The 23,026-nt window shown below is 64.8% G+C and carries 2 protein-coding genes; both read left to right on the top strand.

Annotated features, from left to right (window positions below):
• Position 1: 1 nt before the first annotated feature.
• Positions 2 to 6,583 (top strand): non-ribosomal peptide synthetase, encoded by a 6,582-nt coding sequence (locus KJQ96_RS26675; protein WP_213289370.1) that lies wholly within the window; start codon positions 2 to 4, stop codon positions 6,581 to 6,583.
• The gene (locus KJQ96_RS26670) at positions 6,576 to 23,018 is read left to right on the top strand and encodes a non-ribosomal peptide synthase/polyketide synthase (protein WP_213289369.1); all 16,443 of its coding nucleotides are present in this window, start codon (positions 6,576 to 6,578) and stop codon (positions 23,016 to 23,018) included. Before KJQ96_RS26675 ends, KJQ96_RS26670 begins: the two co-directional genes overlap by 8 nt.
• Positions 23,019 to 23,026 lie beyond the last annotated feature (8 nt).

Raw genomic sequence — 23,026 nt, 5'->3', positions numbered from 1 at the left:
CATGGCGGAACCATCAAAGCCAGGTTTGCGTGATCTGGATTCCGCACAGGTGAAAAAGCTCCTGTCGCTGGCGAGAGATCGCGGTCGAACTGCCAGCAAGGTTGGAATCTCCTCGATTCCGGCGGTGCCGCGCGGCGGGCCGCTGGAATTGTCCTTTGCCCAGCAGCGGCTTTGGTTGCTGGCGCAACTCGATGGCGCCAACGCCAACTATCACATTCGCGGCGCTTTGCGCCTCGCGGGTGATCTCGATGTCGGTGCATGGCGTAGCAGCCTTGATCGGTTGTTTGCGCGTCACGAAGCGCTGCGCAGTGTCTTCCGCGTGGTCGATGGAAAGCCTTGCGTTGAACTGCTGCCGGCCGATGCGTGCCTGCCGGTGCTCGAACATGATTTGCGGCAACGCCTGGATGCCGAACACGAACTCGCGCGCTTGTGCCGCGAGGAGGCCGATACGCCGTTCGATCTCGCCGCGGGACCATTGATCCGGGGACGCCTGATCCGGACGGCGGAGAAGAAGGATCTGTTCCTGCTCACCCAGCATCACATCATATCCGACGGCTGGTCGATGGGCGTGCTCGTGCGCGAGCTTGGCGCGCTTTACCGAGCCTTCACAGCGGGCCAAAACGATCCGTTGCCGCCGCTGGCAATTCAGTACCCGGACTACGCTGCCTGGCAACGGCAATGGCTGGCGGGCGAGCGGTTGCAGCGGCAGGTCGACTATTGGCGGCAGGCACTCGCGGGCGCTCCCGCGGTGCTCGAACTGCCGACAGACCGGCCGCGGCCGCCGGTCAGGTCTCTCGCCGGCGCGTCATTGCCGATCGAGATCGACGCCGGGCTTGCGCATCGCATCAGGCTATTCAGCCAGTCGCGCCGCGCGACGGCATTCATGACGGTGCTGGCGGCCTGGGCGGCGGTGTTATCAAGACTTTCCGGGCAGACCGATATTGTGATCGGCACGCCGACGGCAAACCGCAACAGGCGCGAAATCGAAGGCCTGGTCGGCTTCTTCGTCAACATGCTGGCGCTCCGCGTCGATTTGTCGGGAGAGCCTGATGTGGCTGAATTGCTCAGCCGCGTGCGCGCTGCGGCGCTCGAAGCTCAGGATCATCAGGATCTGCCGTTCGAGCAACTCGTCGAGATCGTTCAGCCGCCGCGGCGGCTGGAGCATACGCCGGTCTTTCAGGTCGTGTTTGCCTGGCAGAACAACGAGGCGGCAATCGTTGAGTTACCAGGTCTCAAGGCCGAGATTGCCGATATTCCGCTGCAGCAGGTCAAGTTCGATCTCGAGCTGAATCTGGGCGAAGCGGACGGCCGCATCGTCGGCGCCTTGAACTATGCAACGGCACTGTTCGACGAAGCGACGATGAAGCGTCACCGGGACTATCTGCTCGTCTTGCTGCGGGCCATGGTCATCGACGCGGATCAAATCGTCGACCGGATCGATATTGTCGGCCAGGAGGAACGCAAGCTCCTTTTGGACACATGGAACGAAACGGCTGCGCCGTTCCCATCGGAGCGCTGCATCCACGAACTGTTCGCAGAGCAGGTCCGAACCGCGTCCGAAACCACGGCGCTGGTTCATGAGGACGTTCGCCTGAGCTATGGCGAACTTGATGCGAAGGCCAATCAGCTCGCACGGCACCTGATCGCTTTGGGCGTCGGTCCGGATCAGCCGGTCGCGATCTGCCTGGAGCGCGGCATCGCCATGATCGTCAGCCTGCTGGCCGTGCTGAAGGCGGGCGGCGCTTATCTGCCGCTGGATCCGGCCTATCCGGCGGAGCGGCTGCGTCAGATCGTCGAGGATGCAAGCCCGGGATTGTTGATCGTTGACGATGCCGGACGCACAATCTTCGCGAATGTGGCGTGCAAGATTGTCGATCTGGAGGCGAGCGCAGCCACCGTCGCTAGTCTGTCGGCGTCAGATCCCGGTGACCTTGTCATGGGACTTACGTCACGGCATCTCGCTTACATCATCTACACTTCCGGATCTACCGGCCGGCCAAAGGGGGTGATGGTCGAGCATCGCGGCCTGGTAAATCTGGCGCTGGCGCAGCGAGCGCTGTTTGACGTTTCCCAACGCAGCCGCATCGTGCAGTTTGCTTCGTTCAGCTTCGACGCCAGCACTTGGGAAATTATCATGGCGCTGTGCTCGGGGGCCGAGCTGTTTCTCGTTGGCCCGCGAGAGCACCGCAATACGTCGGAGCTGCTTGATCTCCTCTCGGACAACGCCATTACGCACGCGACCTTGCCGCCGGCCATGCTGCAGGGGCGGAATGATCTCGACAGGCTGGTGTCGCTGCGGGTGCTCGTCCTCGCCGGCGAATTGCCCAAGGCGGAACTGATCAGGGATCTGCCGCCTGGCGTTGCCGTCTTCAATGGCTACGGGCCGACGGAAACGACGGTCTGCGCTACCAGTTGGCTGCGGCCGGCCGGCTTTGATGGCGACGTCGTCCCGATCGGTCGTCCGCTTCCCAATACACGGATCTATCTGCTTGATAGCTTCGGTGCGCCCGTTCCGCTCGGTCCGACCGGCGAGATCTACATCGGCGGGGCAGGAGTAGCCCGCGGGTATCTCAATCGCACCGACCTGACGGCGGAACGTTTCGTGCGCGACCCCTTCAGTAGCGACGCTAACGCGCGGATGTATCGCAGCGGCGATCTCGGACGCTACCTGCCGGATGGCAACATCGCGTTCCTCGGCCGCAACGATCATCAGGTAAAAATCCGCGGCTTCCGCATCGAATTGGGCGAGATCGAGTTTCGCCTTAATGAGCACATCGGCGTGACCGATGCGGTGGTGCTGGCGCTGCGGGACCACAGCGGTGACCCGCGGCTGGTCGCCTATGTGGCCGCGAAGGACGACGGCGTGAAGCGTGATGCCGGTGAATTTGCGGCTGCGATGCGCAATCACCTCCGTGAGCGCTTGCCGGACTACATGGTGCCGTCGGCATTCGTACGCCTGGATACACTGCCGCTGACGCCGAACGGCAAGGTCGATCGCAAGACGCTGCCTGCGCCGGAGGATGATGCCTTTGCAAGGCGCAGTTTCGAGCCGGCGCAGGGCGAGATCGAGGAGATCGTCGCAAAGATCTGGACCGAGCTGCTCGGCGTCGATCATATCGGACGCAACGATCACTTCTTTGAACTGGGTGGCCACTCGCTGCTCGCGGTCCGCATGCTGGAACGCCTGCAGCGGCATTCGCTGAGCGCCGATGTACGCGCGCTGTTCGCCAATCCCGTGCTCGCCGATTTCGCCGCCAGCCTCAACGGCGGCGTCGGCGCGGCTGTTCCGGCCAATCTGATCACGTCGCAGACGACGGCGATTACGCCCGAGCTGTTGCCGTTGATCGCGTTGAAGCAATCCGACATCGACAGCATCGTGGCCAACGTGCCCGGCGGCATCGCCAACATCCAGGACATCTACGGGCTATCGCCGCTTCAGGATGGCATCCTGTTTCACCATCTGCTGTCGGCACAGGGCGATCCATATTTACTGATCGGCCAGATGGCGTTCGCAAGCCGCGACTTGATCGACCGTTATCTCGCCGCCGTTCAGCAGGTCATCGACCGGCACGATATTCTCCGCACGTCCATTGCATGGGAGGGGCTATCCGCTCCGGCGCAGGTGGTTTGGCGGCGGGCTACTGTAGTCATCACCGAGGTCGCGCTGGACCGCGAGAGCCCGGCGCATGAGCAGCTTGCGCGGCGTTTCGACCCGCGCCGCCATCGGATCGACCTTGGCCAGGCGCCGCTGCTGCGGTTTGCAATCGCGCGCGATCCGGGCAAGGAGCGCTGGCTGCTTTTGGTGTTGCTGCATCATTTGATCGGCGATCACTCCACGCTGGAGGTGATGCACGACGAAGTGCAGAAGATATTGTCTGGGCGTAGTCATGAGCTTCCGGCTCCCTATCAGTTCCGAAATCTGGTGGCGCAGTCGCGAGGATCGGCCGCCATCGCGGAGCACGAGCGCTTCTTCCGAGGCATGCTCTCTGATATCGATGAGCCGACCACGCCGTTTGGGCTGGATCGCGTGCATGGCGACGGTGGCGGTGTGGCGGAAGCGCGGCGAACGCTGCCGGAACAGCTCAATGCACGGCTCCGCGCTCTGGCACGGCGGCTGGGGGTGAGCCTTGCCAGCCTCTGCCATCTCGCCTGGGGACAGGTGGTGGCGCGAAGCAGCGGGCGTGAGCGCGTCGTGTTCGGCACGGTTCTGTTCGGCCGAATGCATGCGGGCGCCGGCGGCGACCGCACCATGGGGCTGTTCATCAATACATTGCCGCTGCGGCTTGATCTCGATGACACCGCGGTTGAAGACAGCGTTCGTCATGCCCACGCAAGGTTGACCGAGCTGATGGCACATGAACATGCCTCGCTGCCGCTCGCGCAGCGATGCAGCGGTGTCGCCGCGCCCGCACCCCTGTTCAGTTCGATCTTGAACTACCGTCACAATGCGATGCCGGCGGCTTCGTCCACGGGGCAGGGCGGCGCAGGCCTACAGGGCGTCGAGTGGCTCGGCGGCGAAGAGCGTACGAACTATCCCTTGATGATGGCGGTCGAGGATTGTGGTAATGCGCTCGGGTTAACCGCTCAGGTCGTCCATCCGCTCTCGGCCGATCGCATCTGCGCCTTGATGCAGCAGGCGCTCGATCAAGTGGCGGAGACGCTGGAGCGCGCGCCTCGCTCTCCGGTGCGGCAACTGGATGTTCTGCCTGACGAAGAGCGCCAGCTTTTGCTGGAGACGTGGAATCGGACGCAGGCGCAATATCCACGGGACCGCTCGTTTATCGAACCGTTCGAGGCACAGGTCGATCAATCTCCGGACGCTGTTGCGCTGGTGTTTGGCGATAAGGAGCTGAGCTATCGCGCGTTGAACGCGCGCGCCAACCGGCTGGCGCGGCGGCTGCGCGATCGCGGCGTCGGAACCGACGTGGTGGTGGGGCTGGCGCTGGAGCGCGGCGTCGAGATGATGGTCGCGCTGCTCGCTGTGTTGAAGGCGGGCGGGGCCTATCTGCCGCTCGATCCGGATTACCCGGCAGAGCGGCTGGCGCACATGCTGCGCGACAGCGGCGCGGCGCTGGTGCTGACGCAGCGGATGCTGCTGGAACAGTTTGCCCCAGTGCTGGAGGAGACCGGCGCCGAGGCGTGGCTGCTCGACGAGAATGACAGCGGCGAGGGCGGTGACGGCGGCAATCTTGATGTCATCGTCCATCCCGAAAGCCTCGCCTATGTGATCTACACCTCCGGCTCGACCGGCCTGCCCAAGGGCGTGATGGTCCGCCATGACGCGGTGACGAACTTTTTGGCGACCATGGCGGAGCGGCCGGGCATGACGGCCCAGGATCGTGTGCTCGGCCTGACCTCGTTGTCGTTCGACATCGCGGTGCTGGAGCTCTGGCTGCCACTCACGCTCGGGGCATGCGTAGTGCTGGCCGATCGCGCCGCGGCGCATGATCCGTCGCGCCTCAAGGCCATGGTGGTCAGGCATGGCGTCACCCTGATCCAGGCGACGCCCTCGACTTGGCGGATGCTGCTTGATCATGACGGCCCACCACTGCCCCCAAGCTGCCGCGTGCTGTGCGGCGGCGAGGCCTTGCCGCCGGACCTGGCGCGGCGGCTGGTGGCGCAGGCCGGCGAGGTCTGGAACCTGTATGGTCCGACCGAGACCACGGTGTGGTCGGCCCGCCACCGCCTCGATGCCAAGGACGACCGTCCGCTTCTGGGCGGCCCGATCGGCAACACCACGCTGCATATTTTGGACAACGACCTCAATCTCGCGCCGGTCGGCGTTGCGGGCGAGCTCTATATCGGCGGTGCAGGACTTGCACGCGGCTACTGGCAGCGCGGCGCGCTGAGCGCGGAACGCTTCATCCCCGATCCGTTCGGCCCGCCAGGGGCGCGGCTGTACCGCACCGGCGACGTGGCGCGATGGCGCGCCGATGGGGTGATCGAGTATATCGGCCGCGCCGACCACCAGGTGAAGATCCGCGGTTTTCGGATCGAGCTCGGCGAGATCGAGGCGCGGCTGTTGGAGCAGGATGGCGTGCGCTCGGCGGTGGTGGTGGCGCGCGAGATTGGCGCTGCCCGCCAGCTCGTCGGCTATGTCAGCGGTGAAACGTCGTTGGACGGGACAGCTCTCAAGCCCGCGCTGTCGTCGGCATTGCCGGACTACATGGTGCCGGCAAGGGTCGTGGTGCTGGACCGGCTGCCCCTGACACCGAACGGCAAGATCGACCGCAAGGCGCTGCCGGCGCCGGACCAGTTCGCGACATCAACCGAGCACGTGGCGCCGCGTACGCCGGTGGAAGCGGCGCTGGCCGCGATCTGGGCCGACCTGATGCGCCAGCCCAATATCGGCGTCACCGATAATTTCTTCGAGCTCGGCGGCGACTCTCTCACCGCCGTCCAGCTCGTCAGCCGCATCAAGCGCGATCTCGGCCATGACCTGCCGCTGAACCGCCTGTTTGAAATGACGACCATCGAGACGATGGCCGCTGCGCTTGCCCCGGAGATTCAGGTCGATAAGCGCGGCGACGACATCGCCGCGATGCTCGACATGTTGAAGGAAGTCGAACTTTCCGATGAATGATATCGCCGCGACGCAGAAGCAGCAGCTTCGTGACATCTCACGACGCTTGATGCGCCTTGAGACCAGCAAGCAACAAGCGTTCCTGACGCAGCTCGCGGCGAAGGGCGTCAATCTCGCCATGCTGCCGATTGCGCGCCAGGAGCGAACGCGGACGCCGCTTTCCTTTGCGCAATCGCGCCTCTGGTTCTTGTGGCGGATGGATCCGGATAGCGCCGCCTACAACATATCGGCGACAGTGCGGGTGCGAGGGCAGCTTCAACGGCACGCCCTGCAGCAGGCCTTCGATGCGCTGGTCGCCCGTCACAGCGCGCTTCGTACGGTGTTCCGGCAGCAGGGCAAGGAAGCCGAGCAGGTCGTGCTCGACCCGCAACCGTTCACGTTGCGGCATGTATCGCTCGATGGCGATGACCGCGAGCAGCAGGCATATCTGCTGGCGCGGCAGGAAGCATCGCTGCCGTTCGATCTCGAAGCCGGCCCGCTCATGCGCGCCGCGTTGCTGAGGCTGGAGGAAGACGACCATTTCCTTGTCGTCAGCCTGCATCACATCGTGGCCGATGGCTGGTCGATGGGCGTGCTGGTCGACGAGTTCTGGCGCTTGTACGCGGCATTCGCAGGCGGCGAGGCGCCGGCTTTGCCGGAGCCCGATATTGAATATGCCGACTATGCCTGTTGGCAGCGGCTCTGGATGAGCGCTGTCGATGGCGAGCGCCAGGTCAATTACTGGACGGCGCGCTTAAAGGATCCGGCGGTGCTGCAGCTTCCAATCGATCGGGCGCGGCCGGCAGTTCCTGATCTCGCCGGCGCCGCGCTCCGCATGGCGCTCGATCCGGCGCTCGCCGAGGGCTTGCGCGCGCTGGCGCGCCGGCATCAGACCACGCTGTTCGTCGTCCTGCTGGCGAGCTTCAAACTGCTGCTTTATCGCTACACCGGCCAGTCCGACATCAGCGTCGGCGTGCCGGTCGCCAATCGCCACCGCGACGAGACGCACGGCGTGATCGGGCTGTTCGTCAACACCCAGGTGCTACGCACGCAGCTCGATGGTCGCGCGGCGATCGCTGACTTCATTGCAGCGGTCCATTCGGCCACGATCGAAGCGCAGGAGAACCAGGACCTTCCGTTCGAGCGGTTGCTGGAAATCCTGCAGCCCAAGCGCAGCCTGAGCCAGAACCCGCTCTTTCAGGTGCTCTACAATCATCAGCGCCGGCGCCAGTCGGGCAATCCGTCCGACCGCACCGGCCTGCAGATCGAGAAGCTCGATGCCGAAGTCGACACGGTCAAGTTCGACCTGGCGCTCGACAGCGAAGAGGGACCGGCAGGGGAGATCCGCGCGATCTTTACCTATGCGACCGCGCTGTTCGAGCCGGCGACGATCGAACGCCTTGCGTCGCATTGGATCACTATCCTGAACACGATGGTTCAGGACGGCACGCAGTCGGTCGCCGGCATGGCACTGCTTTCCGCGCAGGAATTGGCCACGCTGCGCGAGTGGAACGGCGCGGGAGCCGGGATGGACGCGCCGTTTACGCCGGTGCATCAAACGGTCGCGCGGCTGGCGGCGGATACGCCCGACGCGCCGGCGCTCATCTTTGGCGACGACGTGATCTCTTATGCCGAGCTTGATCGTCGCGCCAATCGGTTGGCACATCGCCTGATCCGCTTGGGCGTCAGTCCTGCCGATCTGGTCGGCATCTCGGCACGGCGGTCGCCGTCGCTCGTTGCAGCCCTGCTGGCCATATTGAAGACCGGCGCGGCCTATCTGCCGCTCGATCCCGAGCATCCGGCAAAGCGACAGGTCGGAACCATGCACGACGCCGGCGTGCGCTTCGTGCTGGTTGATTTGGAAGGCTCGGCACTCACTGCGCTTCCGTCAGGGATCGCGGCTATCCCGCTCGACGCCAACGATCTCGGCCGAGAGCCGGAGAGCGATCCCGGCATTGCCGTCGAAGCAACAAGCCTTGCCTATGTGATCTACACCTCGGGCTCCACCGGCATCCCGAAGGGAGTAGCCGTCGAGCACGGGCCGTTTGCGATGCATTGCGAGGTGACCGCCGGACTCTACGACATGGACCGGCACTCGCGCGAACTGCACTTCCTGTCCTTTACGTTCGACGGCGCCCATGAGCGGCTCTGGACGGCGCTGACCTGCGGCGCGGCGCTCGTGATGCGCGGCGAGAACCTTTGGTCGGCAGAACAGACGCTCGACGTTCTGCGCGAGCAGCGCGTCACCAACGCCGGCTTTCCGCCGGCCTATTTGCAGCAGCTCGCCGACTTTGCGGCGTGGCGCGGCGATCCGCCGCCGGTCGGGCTTTACTCGTTCGGTGGCGAGGCCATGCCGAAGGCAGGCTTCGACAAGGTCAAGCGCGCGCTCAAGCCGCGGACATTGATCAACGGCTACGGCCCGACTGAAACCGTCGTGACGCCGCTGGTCTGGAAGGTCGATGCCAGCGAGGAGATCGAGGGCAACTATGCGCCCATCGGCCGTCCTGTGGGACGCCGCTCGGCTTATATTCTGGATAGGGACCTGAACATTGTGCCGGTCGGCGTGACCGGCGAATTGTTCATTGGCGGCGAGGGACTGGCGCGAGGCTATTGGCGGCGCGCCGGACTGACGGCCGAGAGATTCATTCCCGATCCCTTTGGTGCGCCCGGCGCGCGGCTGTATCGCACCGGCGATCTGGCGAGATGGCGCCCCGATGGCGTGATCGAGTATGTCGGGCGCTCCGATCACCAGGTGAAAATCCGCGGCTTCCGGATCGAACTCGGCGAGATCGAGGCGTGGCTGATGCGCCAGCCGGGCGTGCGATCGGCGGTGGTCGTTGCGCGCGAAGCCGGCGTAACCAGCCAACTGGTCGGCTATGTCGCCGGCGAAGGCGCGTTCGATGAAGCGGCAATGCGCACGGCTATTTCGGACGAACTGCCCGATTACATGGTGCCGACCCGTATCGTGAAGCTTGAGCGGCTGCCGCTCACCGCGCACGGCAAGGTGGACCGCGAAGCGCTGCCGGCGCCCGATGTGCAAGCTACTGCGGCCGGACGTGTCGCGCCGCGCACCGCGACCGAGGCGACGCTTGCCGCGATCTGGGCCGAGCTGCTTGGCCAGCCGCTCATTGGGGTTGACGACAATTTCTTCGAACTCGGCGGCGATTCCATCATCTCGCTGCAACTGGTCGGTCGCGCCCGGCGGGCGGGCCTCGTGATCGAACCGCGCGATGTTTTTCGGCACCAGACCTTGCAGAAGCTGGCGCGGGCCGCGCGCATTGAACGGTCGGTGGAAGAGGCGCCCGAAGAAGATCTCGAGGGCAGCGAACATCCGCTGTTGCCGATCCAGGCGCGTTTCTTCAGCGAGGATGCCGGCAAACGTCATCACTGGAATCAGGCCGTCCTGCTGGCACCGAAATCGCCGCTGGATTGGGCGAGCGTTGAGCGCGCGGTCGCCGCCGTTGTCGCGCATCACGACGCCTTGCGTCTTAGCTTCAAGGAAGTCGATGGCGCTTGGCGCGCAACTTATGGCGCCGCACCGGCAACTTCGGAGTTTTTTTGGATTCGGAGCGGCATCCGCGATGCAGCCGAGGTGACGGCCGTCGCTTCTGCCGCCCAGGCGAGCCTGTTGCTGGCAGGTCCACTGTTGCGCGTGGTCGGCATGGATCTCGCCGACGGCAGCCAGCGGCTTCTCATCGTGGTGCACCATCTCGTCATCGACGGCGTATCATGGCGGGTGCTGCTCGAAGACTTTGCTGCGGCTTACGGGCAGTTTCAGCAAGGCGCAGCGTCGATCGCGCTGGCGAGGAGCCAATCCTATGCATCCTGGGGCGCGCGGTTGCAGGCATATAGCGGCACCGAAGGGCTGTCTGCCGAATTGCCCTATTGGCTCGAACGGGGATCGCGCGCCGATCTGCCCTGCGATGACGATCATGATGGCGTCGACCGGGTTGCCGAGGGCGAGGAACTCCTGCTGGCATTCGATGCCGGGCTGACGACGCGGCTGCTCAAGGAAGCGCCGTCCGCCTACCGAACCCAGGTCAACGATCTGCTGCTGGCGGGATTGGCGCGGGCGGTATCGCGCTGGAGTGGAATTGAGGACGTTGTCGTCGAGCTCGAAGGACACGGCCGCGAGGACATTTTTGCCGGGGTAGACATTTCCCGCACGGTCGGCTGGTTCACCATCGCCTTCCCGGTGCGCTTGCCGGGCGGCTCCGGCGATGATGCTTCCCTGATCAAATCCGTTAAAGAAGAGCTTCGGGCGATCCCCTCCCGCGGGTTGGGCTTCGGCGTATTGCGCCATCTCGGCACCGAGGCGCAGCGCAATGCGCTCGCCGCGCTGCCCGAGCCACGCATCGTTTTCAACTATCTCGGCCAGTTTGATTCCAGCGTAGGTGAGGGCACACCGTTCAGGATCGCTCCTGAGAGCGCCGGGCCGTCGCGCAGCGACAGCGCGCCGCTTGGCCGCTGGCTGAGCATCAACGGCCAGGTGCGGGAAGGCCAGCTACGGCTGTCGTTCAGCTACGGCCGCAGGCGTTACCGGCGAGCCAGGATCGAACGCCTCGCAGAGCATTATGCCGCGGCGCTGAGAGAACTCGTCGACCATTGCACAAGCGGCGCGCGCGGCATCACGCCGTCGGACTTCGCATTGTCGAATTTGAGCCAAGCCGATCTCGATCGCCTGGGCGCGGCGATCGATTGCCGCGACATCGAGGACATCTATCCGCTGTCGCCGATGCAGCAGGGCATGCTTTTCCATGCGCTGCGCGACGGAGAAAGCGGCAATTACGTCAACCAGGTCGGTCTCGAAGTGCGAGGCCTCGATGCCGGCCGGTTACGCGCAGCCTGGCACCAGGTGAGCGCGCGCCACGCTGTGCTGCGGACCGGCTTTGCCTGGCGCGAACTGTCAGGCGCGGCACAGCAAGTCGTATATCGCCATGTGACGCTGCCATTCGTGGAAGAAGACTGGCGCGAGCAGGCCGCAGCCATGGACCGCGGTGAATTCGAGGCGGCGCTGGCGAAGGCGTCGCAGGCCGAGCGCGCTAGGGGATTCGACCTGTCGCAGGCGCCGTTGCAGCGCGTGCGGCTGATCCGGCTTGACGAAAGCCGTTACTGGCTGATCTGGACGCATCATCATATCCTGCTGGACGGCTGGAGTTCGGCGCGGCTGGTGGCCGAGATACTGCAACACGAACGCGGCCATCGTTTGCCCGCAGTGCAGGGCCGCTACCGCGACTACATCGCCTGGCTGCAACGGCAGGACCGTGACGCGGCGGCGACGTTCTGGCGGTCAGCATTGTCGGAGCTCGATGAGCCAAGTTTCCTGGCGGATACGCTGGGAGGACCTGCATCCACCGGTGCGTCCGGCCATGGTTCGCTCGATCTGCTTCTCACTGCCGATCTGACGGCCAAGCTGCAGGCATTTACAAAGCGCGAACGCGTCACGCTGAACACCCTGTTGCAGGGCGCATGGGCGCAGTTGTTGCGTCGTCATACTGGCCAGCGGGTGGTCTGCTTCGGCGCGACGGTGTCGGGCAGGCCGGCAGAGATCGGCGGGTCCGAGGAAATGGTGGGCCTGTTCATCAACACCCTGCCGGTTGTGGATCGGGCAAACCCGCAAACTCATGTCAGTGCATGGCTGCGGGACCTGCAGGAACGCAACATCGATTTGCGCGATCACGGCTGGATGCCGCTCTACGAGATCCAGCGCCTCGCCGGACGATCCGGCCGGCCGCTGTTCGACAATATCCTGGTGTTCGAGAACTATCCGATCGATCAGGCCTTGCGCGGCGAGAACGAAAGCGGTCGCCGCTTCGGACGGGTCGAGCAGGTCTCGATTACCAACTATGCGCTCACGGTGGCGGTGTTCGCCAAGACCGACGGCATCAATCTCGGCTTCCGCTACGACCGAGCCCGGTTCGATGAAGACCAGATCAGATATCTGCAGCTCACGCTGTCGCGGCTCCTTGCCGAGATCGTCGCGGATGCCTCCCGACCGCTGGGTGAGCTCAGCGGGCTCAATGCCGATGAGACGCGTAAGATGCTCGGCTGGAGCGGTGGCTTTGCCAAGGCGCCGAATGTTGGAAATAGTATCGTCGCTCAGATCGAGGCTCGTGCGGCTGCTTCGCCATCCGCGATTGCGTTGGTATTTGGCGACCAGCAGGTCAGCTATGAGGAGCTGAACGCTCGCGCCAATCGTCTGGCGCGGCGGTTGCAGGCCCACGGCATCGGCCGCGACCGGTTGGTCGGGCTCGCACTGGAGCGCAGCGTCGAGTTGATTGTCGGGGTTCTCGCCGTGCTGAAAGCCGGCGGAGCCTATCTGCCGCTCGATCCTGACTATCCGCCGGACCGTCTTCTGCACATGCTGCGCGATAGCGGAGCCGCGCTGGTCTTGACGCAAGGCCGGTTAGCGGAGCGCCTTGCGCCTGTGATCGCGGAAGCTGCCGTCGAGGCCTGGCCCATCGATGAAGAGACTAGGGCACCGACCGGAGGGCCGGTCCGCAATCTCGACGTAGCGCTTCATGCCGACAGCCTGGCCTATGTGATGTACACGTCGGGATCGACGGGCATGCCCAAGGGCGTGGCGTGCACGCACGGTGCGCTGGCCGCGCGGCTTGGCTGGATGCAGGCGGAATACTGCCTCGATGCCGGCGAGACCTTGCTGCAGAAAACGCCGTTCAGCTTCGACGTCTCGGTCTGGGAGATCCTGTGGCCGCTCGCGACCGGCGCACGGATTGCGGTCGCAGCGCCGGGCGCGCATCGGGAGCCGCGGCTGATGGTCGATGCCATCATCGCCCACGACGTGACGACGTTGCATTTCGTGCCGCAGATGCTCGAGCATTTTGTTGCCGAGCCCGAAGCGAAACGCTGCGTCAGCCTCAAGCGCCTGTTTTCCGGCGGCGAAGCCTTGTCGGCGGAATTGAAGGCGCGTGTGCTCGCAGCGTTTCCCAATGTGCGCTTCGATAACCGCTACGGTCCGACTGAAGCCTTGATCAATGCCACGTTCTGGAATTGTCGCGACGATGGCGCGGCGCGGGTGCCGATCGGACGGCCGATTCCGGGTACGGTCATTCGGATCCTCGATAACGACCTGAACATGATCCCGGCCGGCGTGACCGGTGAGTTGTTCATTGGCGGAGCAGGGCTGGCGCGGGGCTACTGGCGACACCAGGCGCTGACGGCGGAACGCTTCCTACCCGATCCCTTCGGCGGCCCTGGCGCGCGGCTATATCGAACGGGTGATTTGGTGCGTTGGCGTGCCGATGGCGCGATCGAATATGTCGGGCGGTCCGATCACCAGATCAAGATCCGCGGATTCCGCATCGAGCTTGGCGAGATCGAGGCACGGCTGCTGGAGCAGCCCGGTGTCCGCGCTGCGGTCGTGGTGGCGCGCGAGGCTGGATTGGGCCGCCAACTCATCGGATACGTCAGTGGCGCGCGTGAGCTGGAGGAACAGGTCCTGCGGACGGCGCTGTCGGCCGTTCTGCCTGATTACATGGTGCCGTCGCGGATCGCAGTGCTGGAGCGGCTGCCGCTGGCGCCGAACGGCAAGGTCGACCGCCAGGCGCTTCCGGCGCCCGACTTGGCGTACACCGGCGCTGGGTATCAGGCTCCGAACACGCCGGCTGAACTTGCGCTCGCGGCGATCTGGGTCGAACTGCTCGGCCGTCCTGCCGTCGGCCTCGCCGACAATTTCTTCGAGCTCGGCGGCGATTCGATCATCTCGCTGCAGATGGTAAGCCGGGCCCGCCGCGCCGGTTACCTGATCGAACCGCGCGATGTGTTTCAGCATCAGACGCTCGAAGCGCTGGCGCTGGCAGCGCGTGCCGAGCAGCGCAGCGAAGCGCTCGCCGATCAGGGGCAGGTCACCGGCCCGCATTCGTTGCTGCCGATCCAGGCGCGGTTCTTTGCAGAGGACGCGGGAAAGCGCGATCACTGGAACCAGGCGGTGCTGCTGCGGCCGAGGGATCGTCTCGATTGGGAAATGATGCGGCGCGCGCTAGCGGCCGTGGTCGATCATCATGACGCGCTGCGGCTTCGCTTCGAGGAGGCCGAAGGAAGGTGGCGCGCGGAGCATGGCGCCGCACCCGCCGCCGGCGATTTGCTTTGGATACGAAGGGCGGCCGACGGCGAAGCCGTGACGGCGTTGGCGGCATCAGTGCAGGCAAGTCTTTCGATATCGAGGGGACCGCTGCTGCGGGCGGTCGGGATCGACGTCGCCGATGGCACTCAGCGTCTGCTGATCGTGATCCATCATCTGGTGGTCGACGGCGTGTCGTGGCGGATCCTGCTGGAAGACGTCGCCGCCGCCTACGCGCAGCTAGTGAACGGCGGCGCGGCGGTTGCGCTTCCGGCGAAGAGCCATGCCTATGCCGTGTGGGGGAAGCGGCTGCAAGATTATGTAAGGTCGCTCGAACTGGCGACTGAACTGTCCTATTGGGTCGATCGCCGTGCGAATGTGGATATTCCTTATGACGACGATCATGGCGGCACCGACTATATCGCCGATGCCGATGAAGTTTTGCTCACGTTCGAACGGGAATTGACGCAGCGCCTGCTGACGGATGCGCCATCCGCCTATCGCACACAGATCAACGATCTTCTTCTCGCCGGCCTTGCACGCGCTATCTGGCAATGGAGCGGACGGGACGATGTACTGGTCGAGCTGGAAGGCCACGGCCGCGAGGACCTGTTCGGCGACCTCGATATTTCACGCACCGTCGGCTGGTTCACCACCGCCTTTCCCGTGCGGCTGGCTGGCGGGTCAGAGGATCCCTCGTCACTCATCAAGACCGTGAAGGAGGAACTTCGCGGCATTCCCGGCCGGGGACTCGGTTATGGCGTATTGCGCTATCTCGGCTCCGAAGAGCAGCGCGCGGCACTGGCTGACATTGCCGAGCCGAAGATTGTCTTCAACTATCTCGGCCAGATCGACGGCGGCGTTGAAGGCGCGGCATTGTTTGCCATGGCATCGGAAAGCGCGGGTGCCTCGCGTGACGCATCGAGCCCGTTGCGGCGCTGGCTCAGCGTGAACGGCACCGTGCGCGACGGCCAGTTGCGGCTCTCGTTCGGCTTCGGTCGCAAGCGCTACCGGCGCGAGACGATCGAGCGACTGGCTGGATTGTACCAGGTGGCGCTGCGCGAACTGGTCGATCACTGCACCAGCGGCGCCTGCGGCGTGACGCCGTCGGATGTGGCGCTGTCAGGGCTTAGCCAAGCCGATCTCGACAGGCTGGAGTTGGACTGGCGAGAGATCGAGGACATCTATCCGTTATCGCCGATGCAGCAGGGCATGCTGTTCCATGCCATGCACGACGGCGAGAGCGGGCTTTACGTCAACCAGGTTGCCGCGGAAGTGCGCGGTCTCGATGCCGGAAAGCTCCATCGCGCCTGGCAGGCGGTCAGCGATCGCCATGCGGTGCTGAGAACTGGTTTCGTCTGGCGTGACCTGGCAGGCTCGCCGCAACAGATCGTCTATCGTCGGGCTGACGTGCCGTTCGTTGAAGAAGATTGGCGCGCGCGGGCCGCAGCGTTCGAGCCGTCCCACTTGGACGCTGCGCTGGCCGATGTTTCGCTGCGCGAACGGGTGGAGGGGTTCGACCTGTCGAAGCCGCCGCTGCAGCGGGTGCGGCTGATCCGGCTCGGAGAAGATCGTCATTGGCTGATCTGGACGCACCATCACATTCTTCTCGACGGATGGAGCTCGGCGCGGTTGATCGCCGAGGTGATGCAGCACAATGGTGACCGCCGGTTGCCTGCATTGCAGCGCCGCTATCGCGACTACATCGGTTGGCTGCAGAGCCGGGACCGAGATGCATCGGCGGCGTTCTGGCGCAATGCCATGGCAAAGCTGGAAGAACCGAGCTTCCTGGCAGGAGGCTCGACCGAACATGCCGACGCGGAAGCGCCCGGTCACGGTATGCTCGCGATGGAGCTGGATGTTGCCGTGACTGAACGCCTGCAACAATTTGCTGCACGCGAGCGTGTGACGCTGAACACGCTGGTGCAGGCGGCTTGGGCGCAACTGTTACGGCAACATACAGGGCAGGGAACGGTTTGCTTCGGCGTCACCGTATCGGGCAGGCCGCCGGAATTGGCCGGCGCCGAGGACATGGTGGGCCTGTTCATCAACACCTTGCCTGTTATCGACGACGTCGGTCCGCAGCAGAAAGTCGGCGCATGGCTGCGTCACTTGCAGGATCGCAATCTGACCTTGCGCGAATACGGTTGGACGCCGCTCTACGAGATCCAGCGCCTGGCGGGACGTCCCGGGCGGCCGCTGTTCGACAGCATCCTGGTGTTTGAGAATTACCCGGTCGACCACGCGCTGATGGGGAAAGATGGACAGATCCGTGTCGGCGAGACCAGGATCGTCGAGACCAGCAACTATCCGCTGTTCGCCAGCGTAGGTCTCGATGAGCGATTGCGGCTGGTCTTCAACTATCAGCGCAGGCATTTTGATGAGGCGCAGATCGCGCGGCTGCAGCGCGCCTTTGTGCGGTTGATGGAGGCGTTGAGTATCGATGCCGATCGGCCTGTCGGCATGATCGCGGCCAGCGATCCCATTGATGATGCGCTGCTCTCCCGGGCAAACGACACGCGCTGCGCCGCGCCGGGCCGCGGAATTGTCGAGCAGTTCGAGGCGCAGGTCGATCAATCTCCGGACGCTGTTGCGCTGGTGTTTGGCAATGAGACATTGAGCTATGCCGCGTTGAACGCGCGCGCCAATCGGCTGGCGCGGCGGCTGCGCGATCGCGGCGTTCGAACCGACGTGGTGGTGGGGTTGGCGCTCGACCGCGGTGTCGAGATGATGTTCGCGCTGCTTGCGGTGTTGAAGGCGGGTGGGGCCTATCTGCCGCTCGATCCGGATTACCCGGCGGAGCGGCTGGCGCACATGCTGCGCGACAGCGGCGCTGCGCTGGTGCTGACGCAACGGACGCTGCTGGAGCAGTTTGCGCCCGTGCTGGAGGAGACCGACGCCGAGGCGTGGTTGCTCGACGAGCAGCAGCACGGAGGTGGCGAGAGCGATGATGCGGCGAATCTCGGCGTCGCCGTCCACCCCGAAAGCCTAGCCTATGTGATCTACACCTCGGGCTCGACCGGCCTGCCCAAGGGCGTGATGGTCCGCCATGACGCGGTGACGAACTTTCTGGCGACGATGGCGGAGCAGCCGGGGATGACGGCCAAGGATCGCGTGCTCGGCCTGACCTCGCTGTCGTTCGACATCGCGGTGCTGGAATTGTGGCTGCCACTCACGCGCGGGGCATGCGTGGTGCTGGCCGATCGCGCCGCGGCGCATGATCCGTCGCGGCTCAAGGCCATGGTGGTCAAGCACGGCGTCACCATGATCCAGGCGACGCCGTCCACCTGGCGGATGCTGCTCGACCATGACGGCCCGTCGCTCCCCGCGAGCTGTCGCGTGCTGTGCGGCGGCGAGGCCTTGCCGCCGGATCTGGCGCGGCGGCTGGTGGCGCAGGCCGGCGAAGTCTGGAACCTGTACGGCCCGACCGAGACCACGGTGTGGTCAGCCCGCCACCGCCTGGATGCCGAGGACGACCGTCCAGTTTTGGGCGGCCCTATCGGCAACACCACGCTGCATATTTTGGATAACGACCTCAACCTGGCGCCGGTTGGCGTCGCGGGTGAGCTCTATATCGGCGGCGCAGGCCTTGCGCGCGGCTACTGGCGGCGTGGTGCGCTGAGCGCGGAGCGCTTCATCCCCGATCCGTTCGGCACATCAGGCGCGCGGTTGTACCGCACCGGCGACATAGCGCGGTGGCGCGCCGACGGGGTGATCGAATATATCGGCCGCGCCGATCACCAGGTGAAGATCCGCGGTTTTCGGATCGAGCTCGGCGAGATCGAGGCGCGGCTCTTGGCGCAGGATGGCGTGCGCGCGGCGGTGGTGGTGGCGCGCGAAATTGGCGCTGCCCGCCAGCTCGTCGGCTATGTCAACGGCGCTGCGTCGCTGGATGCGGCCACGCTCAAGACGGCGCTGTCGTCGGCGCTGCCGGACTACATGGTCCCAGTGCGGATCGTGGTGCTGGACCGGCTGCCGCTGACACCGAACGGCAAGATCGATCGCAAGGCGCTGCCCGCCTCGGACCAGCTTGCGACATCAACCGAGCACGTGGCACCGCGCACGCCGGTCGAAGTAGCGCTTGCCGCGATCTGGGCCGATCTGCTGCGCCAACCCAGTATCGGCGTCACCGACAATTTCTTCGAGCTCGGCGGCGACTCGATCATCTCGCTGCAGATGGTGAGCCGCGCCCGCCGCGAAGGCGTATCTATCGAGCCGCGCGATGTCTTCCGGCACCAGACGATCGAAGCGCTGGCCGCGTTGTCCCGCGACGTCAGCCCGAACAATGACACTCCGGCATCGGCGCGTGGCTCACTTTCGAGTTTGACCAGCGAACAGCTCGATCGGCTCGATCTCGACTGGAGCCGCATCGAGGACGTCTACCCGCTATCGCCGATGCAGCAGGGCATGCTGTTCCACAGCCTGCGCGATGCCGGCAGCGGCGTCTACATCAACCAGGTCAGTGTTGAAATCCGCGGACTTGATGCGGAGCGTCTCGGGAGATCATGGCGCGAGATGACCGCACACCATCAGATGCTTCGGACCGGATTCCTGTGGCGCGAGCTTGCCGGGTCTCCGCTGCAAGCCGTCTATCGCGACGCCGTCGCGCCGTTCGAACAGGAGGACTGGCGCGGGCAAACCATCAATGAGGATCGGATTGCGGCGGCGCTTGCCGGCGAACGCGCCGCCGAGTTCGATCTCTCGACACCGCCGTTGCAGCGCGTGCGGCTACTGCGCCTCGAAGACGATCTCTACCGCCTGATCTGGACCTATCATCACATCCTGATGGACGGATGGAGTTCGGCAAGGTTCGTCGGGGAAGTGCTGGAATGCTATTATGGCGGCGCGCCCGCGGCGAACCCGACGCGTTACCGCGACTATATCGCCTGGCTGCTGGCGCAGGACGCCAAGGCTGCCGAACGTTTCTGGCACGAACAGCTCAAGAGCTTCGAAGAGCCGACGCAACTGGCGGACGCTTTCGGTGCTCGCCGCCATGATGCATCCGGCCACGAGCGCTGCTACACGCGACTCGGAGAGTCGGCGACCGCGGAGCTGAAAGCATTCGCGCGTCGTGAGCGGATCACGATTAATACCGTCATTCAAGGCATATGGGCGTTGCTGCTGCTACGCTATACCGGCCAGCAGACCGTGACGTTCGGGGTTACGGTTGCCGGCCGCCCGGCCAGTCTCGACGGATCGCAGCAGATGCTCGGGCTGTTCATCAACACGCTGCCCGTGATTGAAACGCCACCGTCCGCGAGCACGGTCGGAGAATGGCTGCGGGCGCTTCAGGATCGCAATTCGGCGCTCCGCGATTACGAGCATACGCCGCTCTACGATATCCAGAGCTGGGCCGGCCGCGCCGGGCAGGCCATGTTCGACAGCATCATCGTGTTCGAAAACTATCCGATCGAGCGGAGCATGCACCGGGGCGATGGCTCGCTGCAGTTCGGCGGCCTCAGGAATGTCGACGTGACGAACTATCCGATGGACCTGTCGGTACTCGTCGAGGACACGCTTCAGGTCGAGTACACCTATATGCCGAGCCATTTTACGGCGGCACAGGCGGGGCGGATCAAGGCGCAGTTCGAGCATCTCCTTGAGGCGCTGACGCGCGACGGGACGGCGTTGCTTGGCAGTCTCGATCCGGTCACGGCGGTCGACGCCGCGCTCGCCAAAAACTGTAATCGCCATGGGACATCAGCGGTCGCATTGCCGCTGGTTCACGAGTCGATCAGCATCCACGCGCGGCGTCATCCGGAATGGACGGCGCTTACCATCGGCGGCAAAGCGCTCTCGTTCGGGGCGCTCGATACCAGAGCCAACCGTCTTGCCCATCACCTGATCGGTCGTGGGCTGAAGCCTGAGCAGCGCGTTGGTGTCGTAGTCGAGCGAACCGAGGCTACTATGGTCGCGCTGCTGGCCGTCCTGAAGGCGGGCGGGGCCTACGTTCCGCTCGATCCGGAGATTCCGGCCGAGCGGCGCGCCTTTGTCATGCGCGATGCCGGGACATCGTTCTTGCTAACCGGACAACTCGATGTCCGGGAAGGCTTGGATCGTGTCGAGAGAATCTCCCTTTCGACATTTGATTTCGATGCCGGGCCGGACCATGCGCCGCAACCGGAGCTGCATCCCGAGAACCTCGCTTATCTGATCTACACGTCCGGCTCGACAGGAACGCCAAAGGGCGTGGCCGTCGCCCATGGGCCGCTCGCGATGCACTGTCACGTCACGGGCCGGCTTTACGAGATCGACGAGAGCTCGTGCGAACTGCATTTCCTGTCGCTGGCCTTCGATGGCGCCCATGAACGCTGGCTGACGGTGTTGTCGCACGGCGCGCGTCTCTTGATGCGGGACGCCGAATTGTGGACGCCGGCGCAGACGGTCGAGAACCTGCACGCACATCGTGTCAGCCATATCGGATTGCCGCCGGCCTATCTGCAGCAGGTCGCGGAGGCGGTCGAGCAGGCGGGCAATCCGCCACCGGTCAAGCTCTACTCGTTCGGTGGCGAGGCGATGCCGAAAGCGGGCTTCGACAAGGTCAGGCGCGTTCTGAAGCCGCGGATCCTGATCAACGGTTACGGTCCGACCGAAACCGTCGTTACGCCGCTGGTCTGGAAGGTCGATGGCACTGGCGAATGCGAGACGCCTTATGCACCGATCGGTCTGCCGGTCGGTGACCGCCGCGCCTACATCCTCGATAGTTCGCTCAATATCATTCCCGCCGGTGTCGCGGGCGAGCTCTATCTTGGCGGCTTCGGACTGGCGCGCGGCTATCACGGCAAGGCCGGCATGACTGCCGAGCGTTTCGTGCCCGATCCATTCTCCGCGGTGCCGGGCGGGCGGCTATACCGGACCGGTGACCTGGCGCGTTGGCGCGAGGACGGTACCGTCGAATATCTCGGCCGCAGCGACGACCAGGTCAAGGTCAACGGCTTCCGGATCGAGCTTGGAGAGATCCAGACCTCTCTGCTTCGTCACGAGGAGATCGAACAGGCCGCCGTAGTGGCGCTAGCGGGCGCAGCCGGAAACCAACTCGTGGCCTATGTCGCGCCGAAGGCGGCAATGAACGCAGCGGGAGACGCTGCCGAGGCTCTGGTCGGCAGATTGACCTCATTCCTGAAGCACACCTTGCCTGTTTATATGGTGCCGGCGCGGATCATGGTGCTTGAGCGGCTGCCGGTGTTGTCGAGCGGCAAGGTTGACCGGCGCGCGCTGCCGGCTCCCGACTCGGCTGGGCGAAGCTTCGTTGCGCCGCAAGGGCCGGCCGAAACGGCGATGGCGCGGCTGTGGGCCGACATTCTCAAGCTGCCGCAGGTCGGCGTCACCGATAATTTCTTCGAGCTCGGCGGCAATTCGATTCTCAGCCTGAAGGTCGTGGCCCGGCTGCGGCAGGACAAGACGTTTGGCATCGAGATCAAGCTGCGCGATCTCCTGCAGAAGCCCACGATCCGCGCGCTGCTCGCGGACAATGCTTCCCCGGCGCCCGCCGCTGCGCCGCCGCCGACAGCGCTGCTGCCGCTGAATGCCGCGGTTCACGGAGCGCATCCGGTATTCTCTGTACATGGTGGCTTCGGCACTGTTTTCGATTATGGGCCGCTGGCGCGCCGCCTCGAAGGACGGCGACAGGTGATCGGGCTGCAGTCCAGAATGCTGGTCGACAGTTCGTGGAGCGATCGGTCGCTCGACGCGATGGCGGCGGACTATGCGAGCGAGATCAGGCAGCTTCAGCCAAACGGTCCCTATAGTTTGATCGGCTGGTCGCTCGGAGGCCTACTCGTCACGCTTGTTGCAGCCGAACTCGAACGGTGCGGTGAACGCGTCGATTGTCTCCTGATGGTCGACAGTTTTGTGCTGCGGCAGCACGGCGGATCGGAGCGGCAGGCAGCAGCAGCCCACTGGGCCGATGATCTCGCGGGATTGCTGTCGGCCGTCCTTCCGCATGCCGCAGCCGTTCGTATCAGCTCGCATGTGGAGGAAGCGAAGGCCGCAGGCATGCCGGAGACATCCGAGAGCGTCCGGCGTCTGGTCGCACGGATATTGGGGGAGGGAGCATCGACGGACGACACACTGCTCGGCGTCGACGACCTGTCAGCAGCCTTCGCAGTAGGCCGGCACCTCAAGAGCCTGACGCAGAATGCCGCGCCGCCGCGCCGTCTTGCAACCAGGCCATTGTGCTGGTGGACGCCGGGCCGCCTGACGCAGCGCGATCGGTTGGAGATGCAACTGCCTGATGCCATTGACCGCGGCGTCGTCGGAGACAACCACTTCACGATCCTGAGGGATGCCGGCTTGCTCGACGAGATCTGCGGGCTGCTCGTGCCGGAGACGGCGTCCGCGGCGTCGCAGGACACGGTGCCGGAACCGGCGGAGTGAACATTCGC

This window comes from Bradyrhizobium sp. sGM-13, from assembly GCF_018398875.1.
In the GTDB taxonomy this organism is placed as follows: Bacteria; Pseudomonadota; Alphaproteobacteria; order Rhizobiales; family Xanthobacteraceae; genus Bradyrhizobium.
The sequence above is the reverse complement of the archived record's forward strand: the minus strand, read 5'-3'. Positions and strand labels throughout refer to the sequence as shown.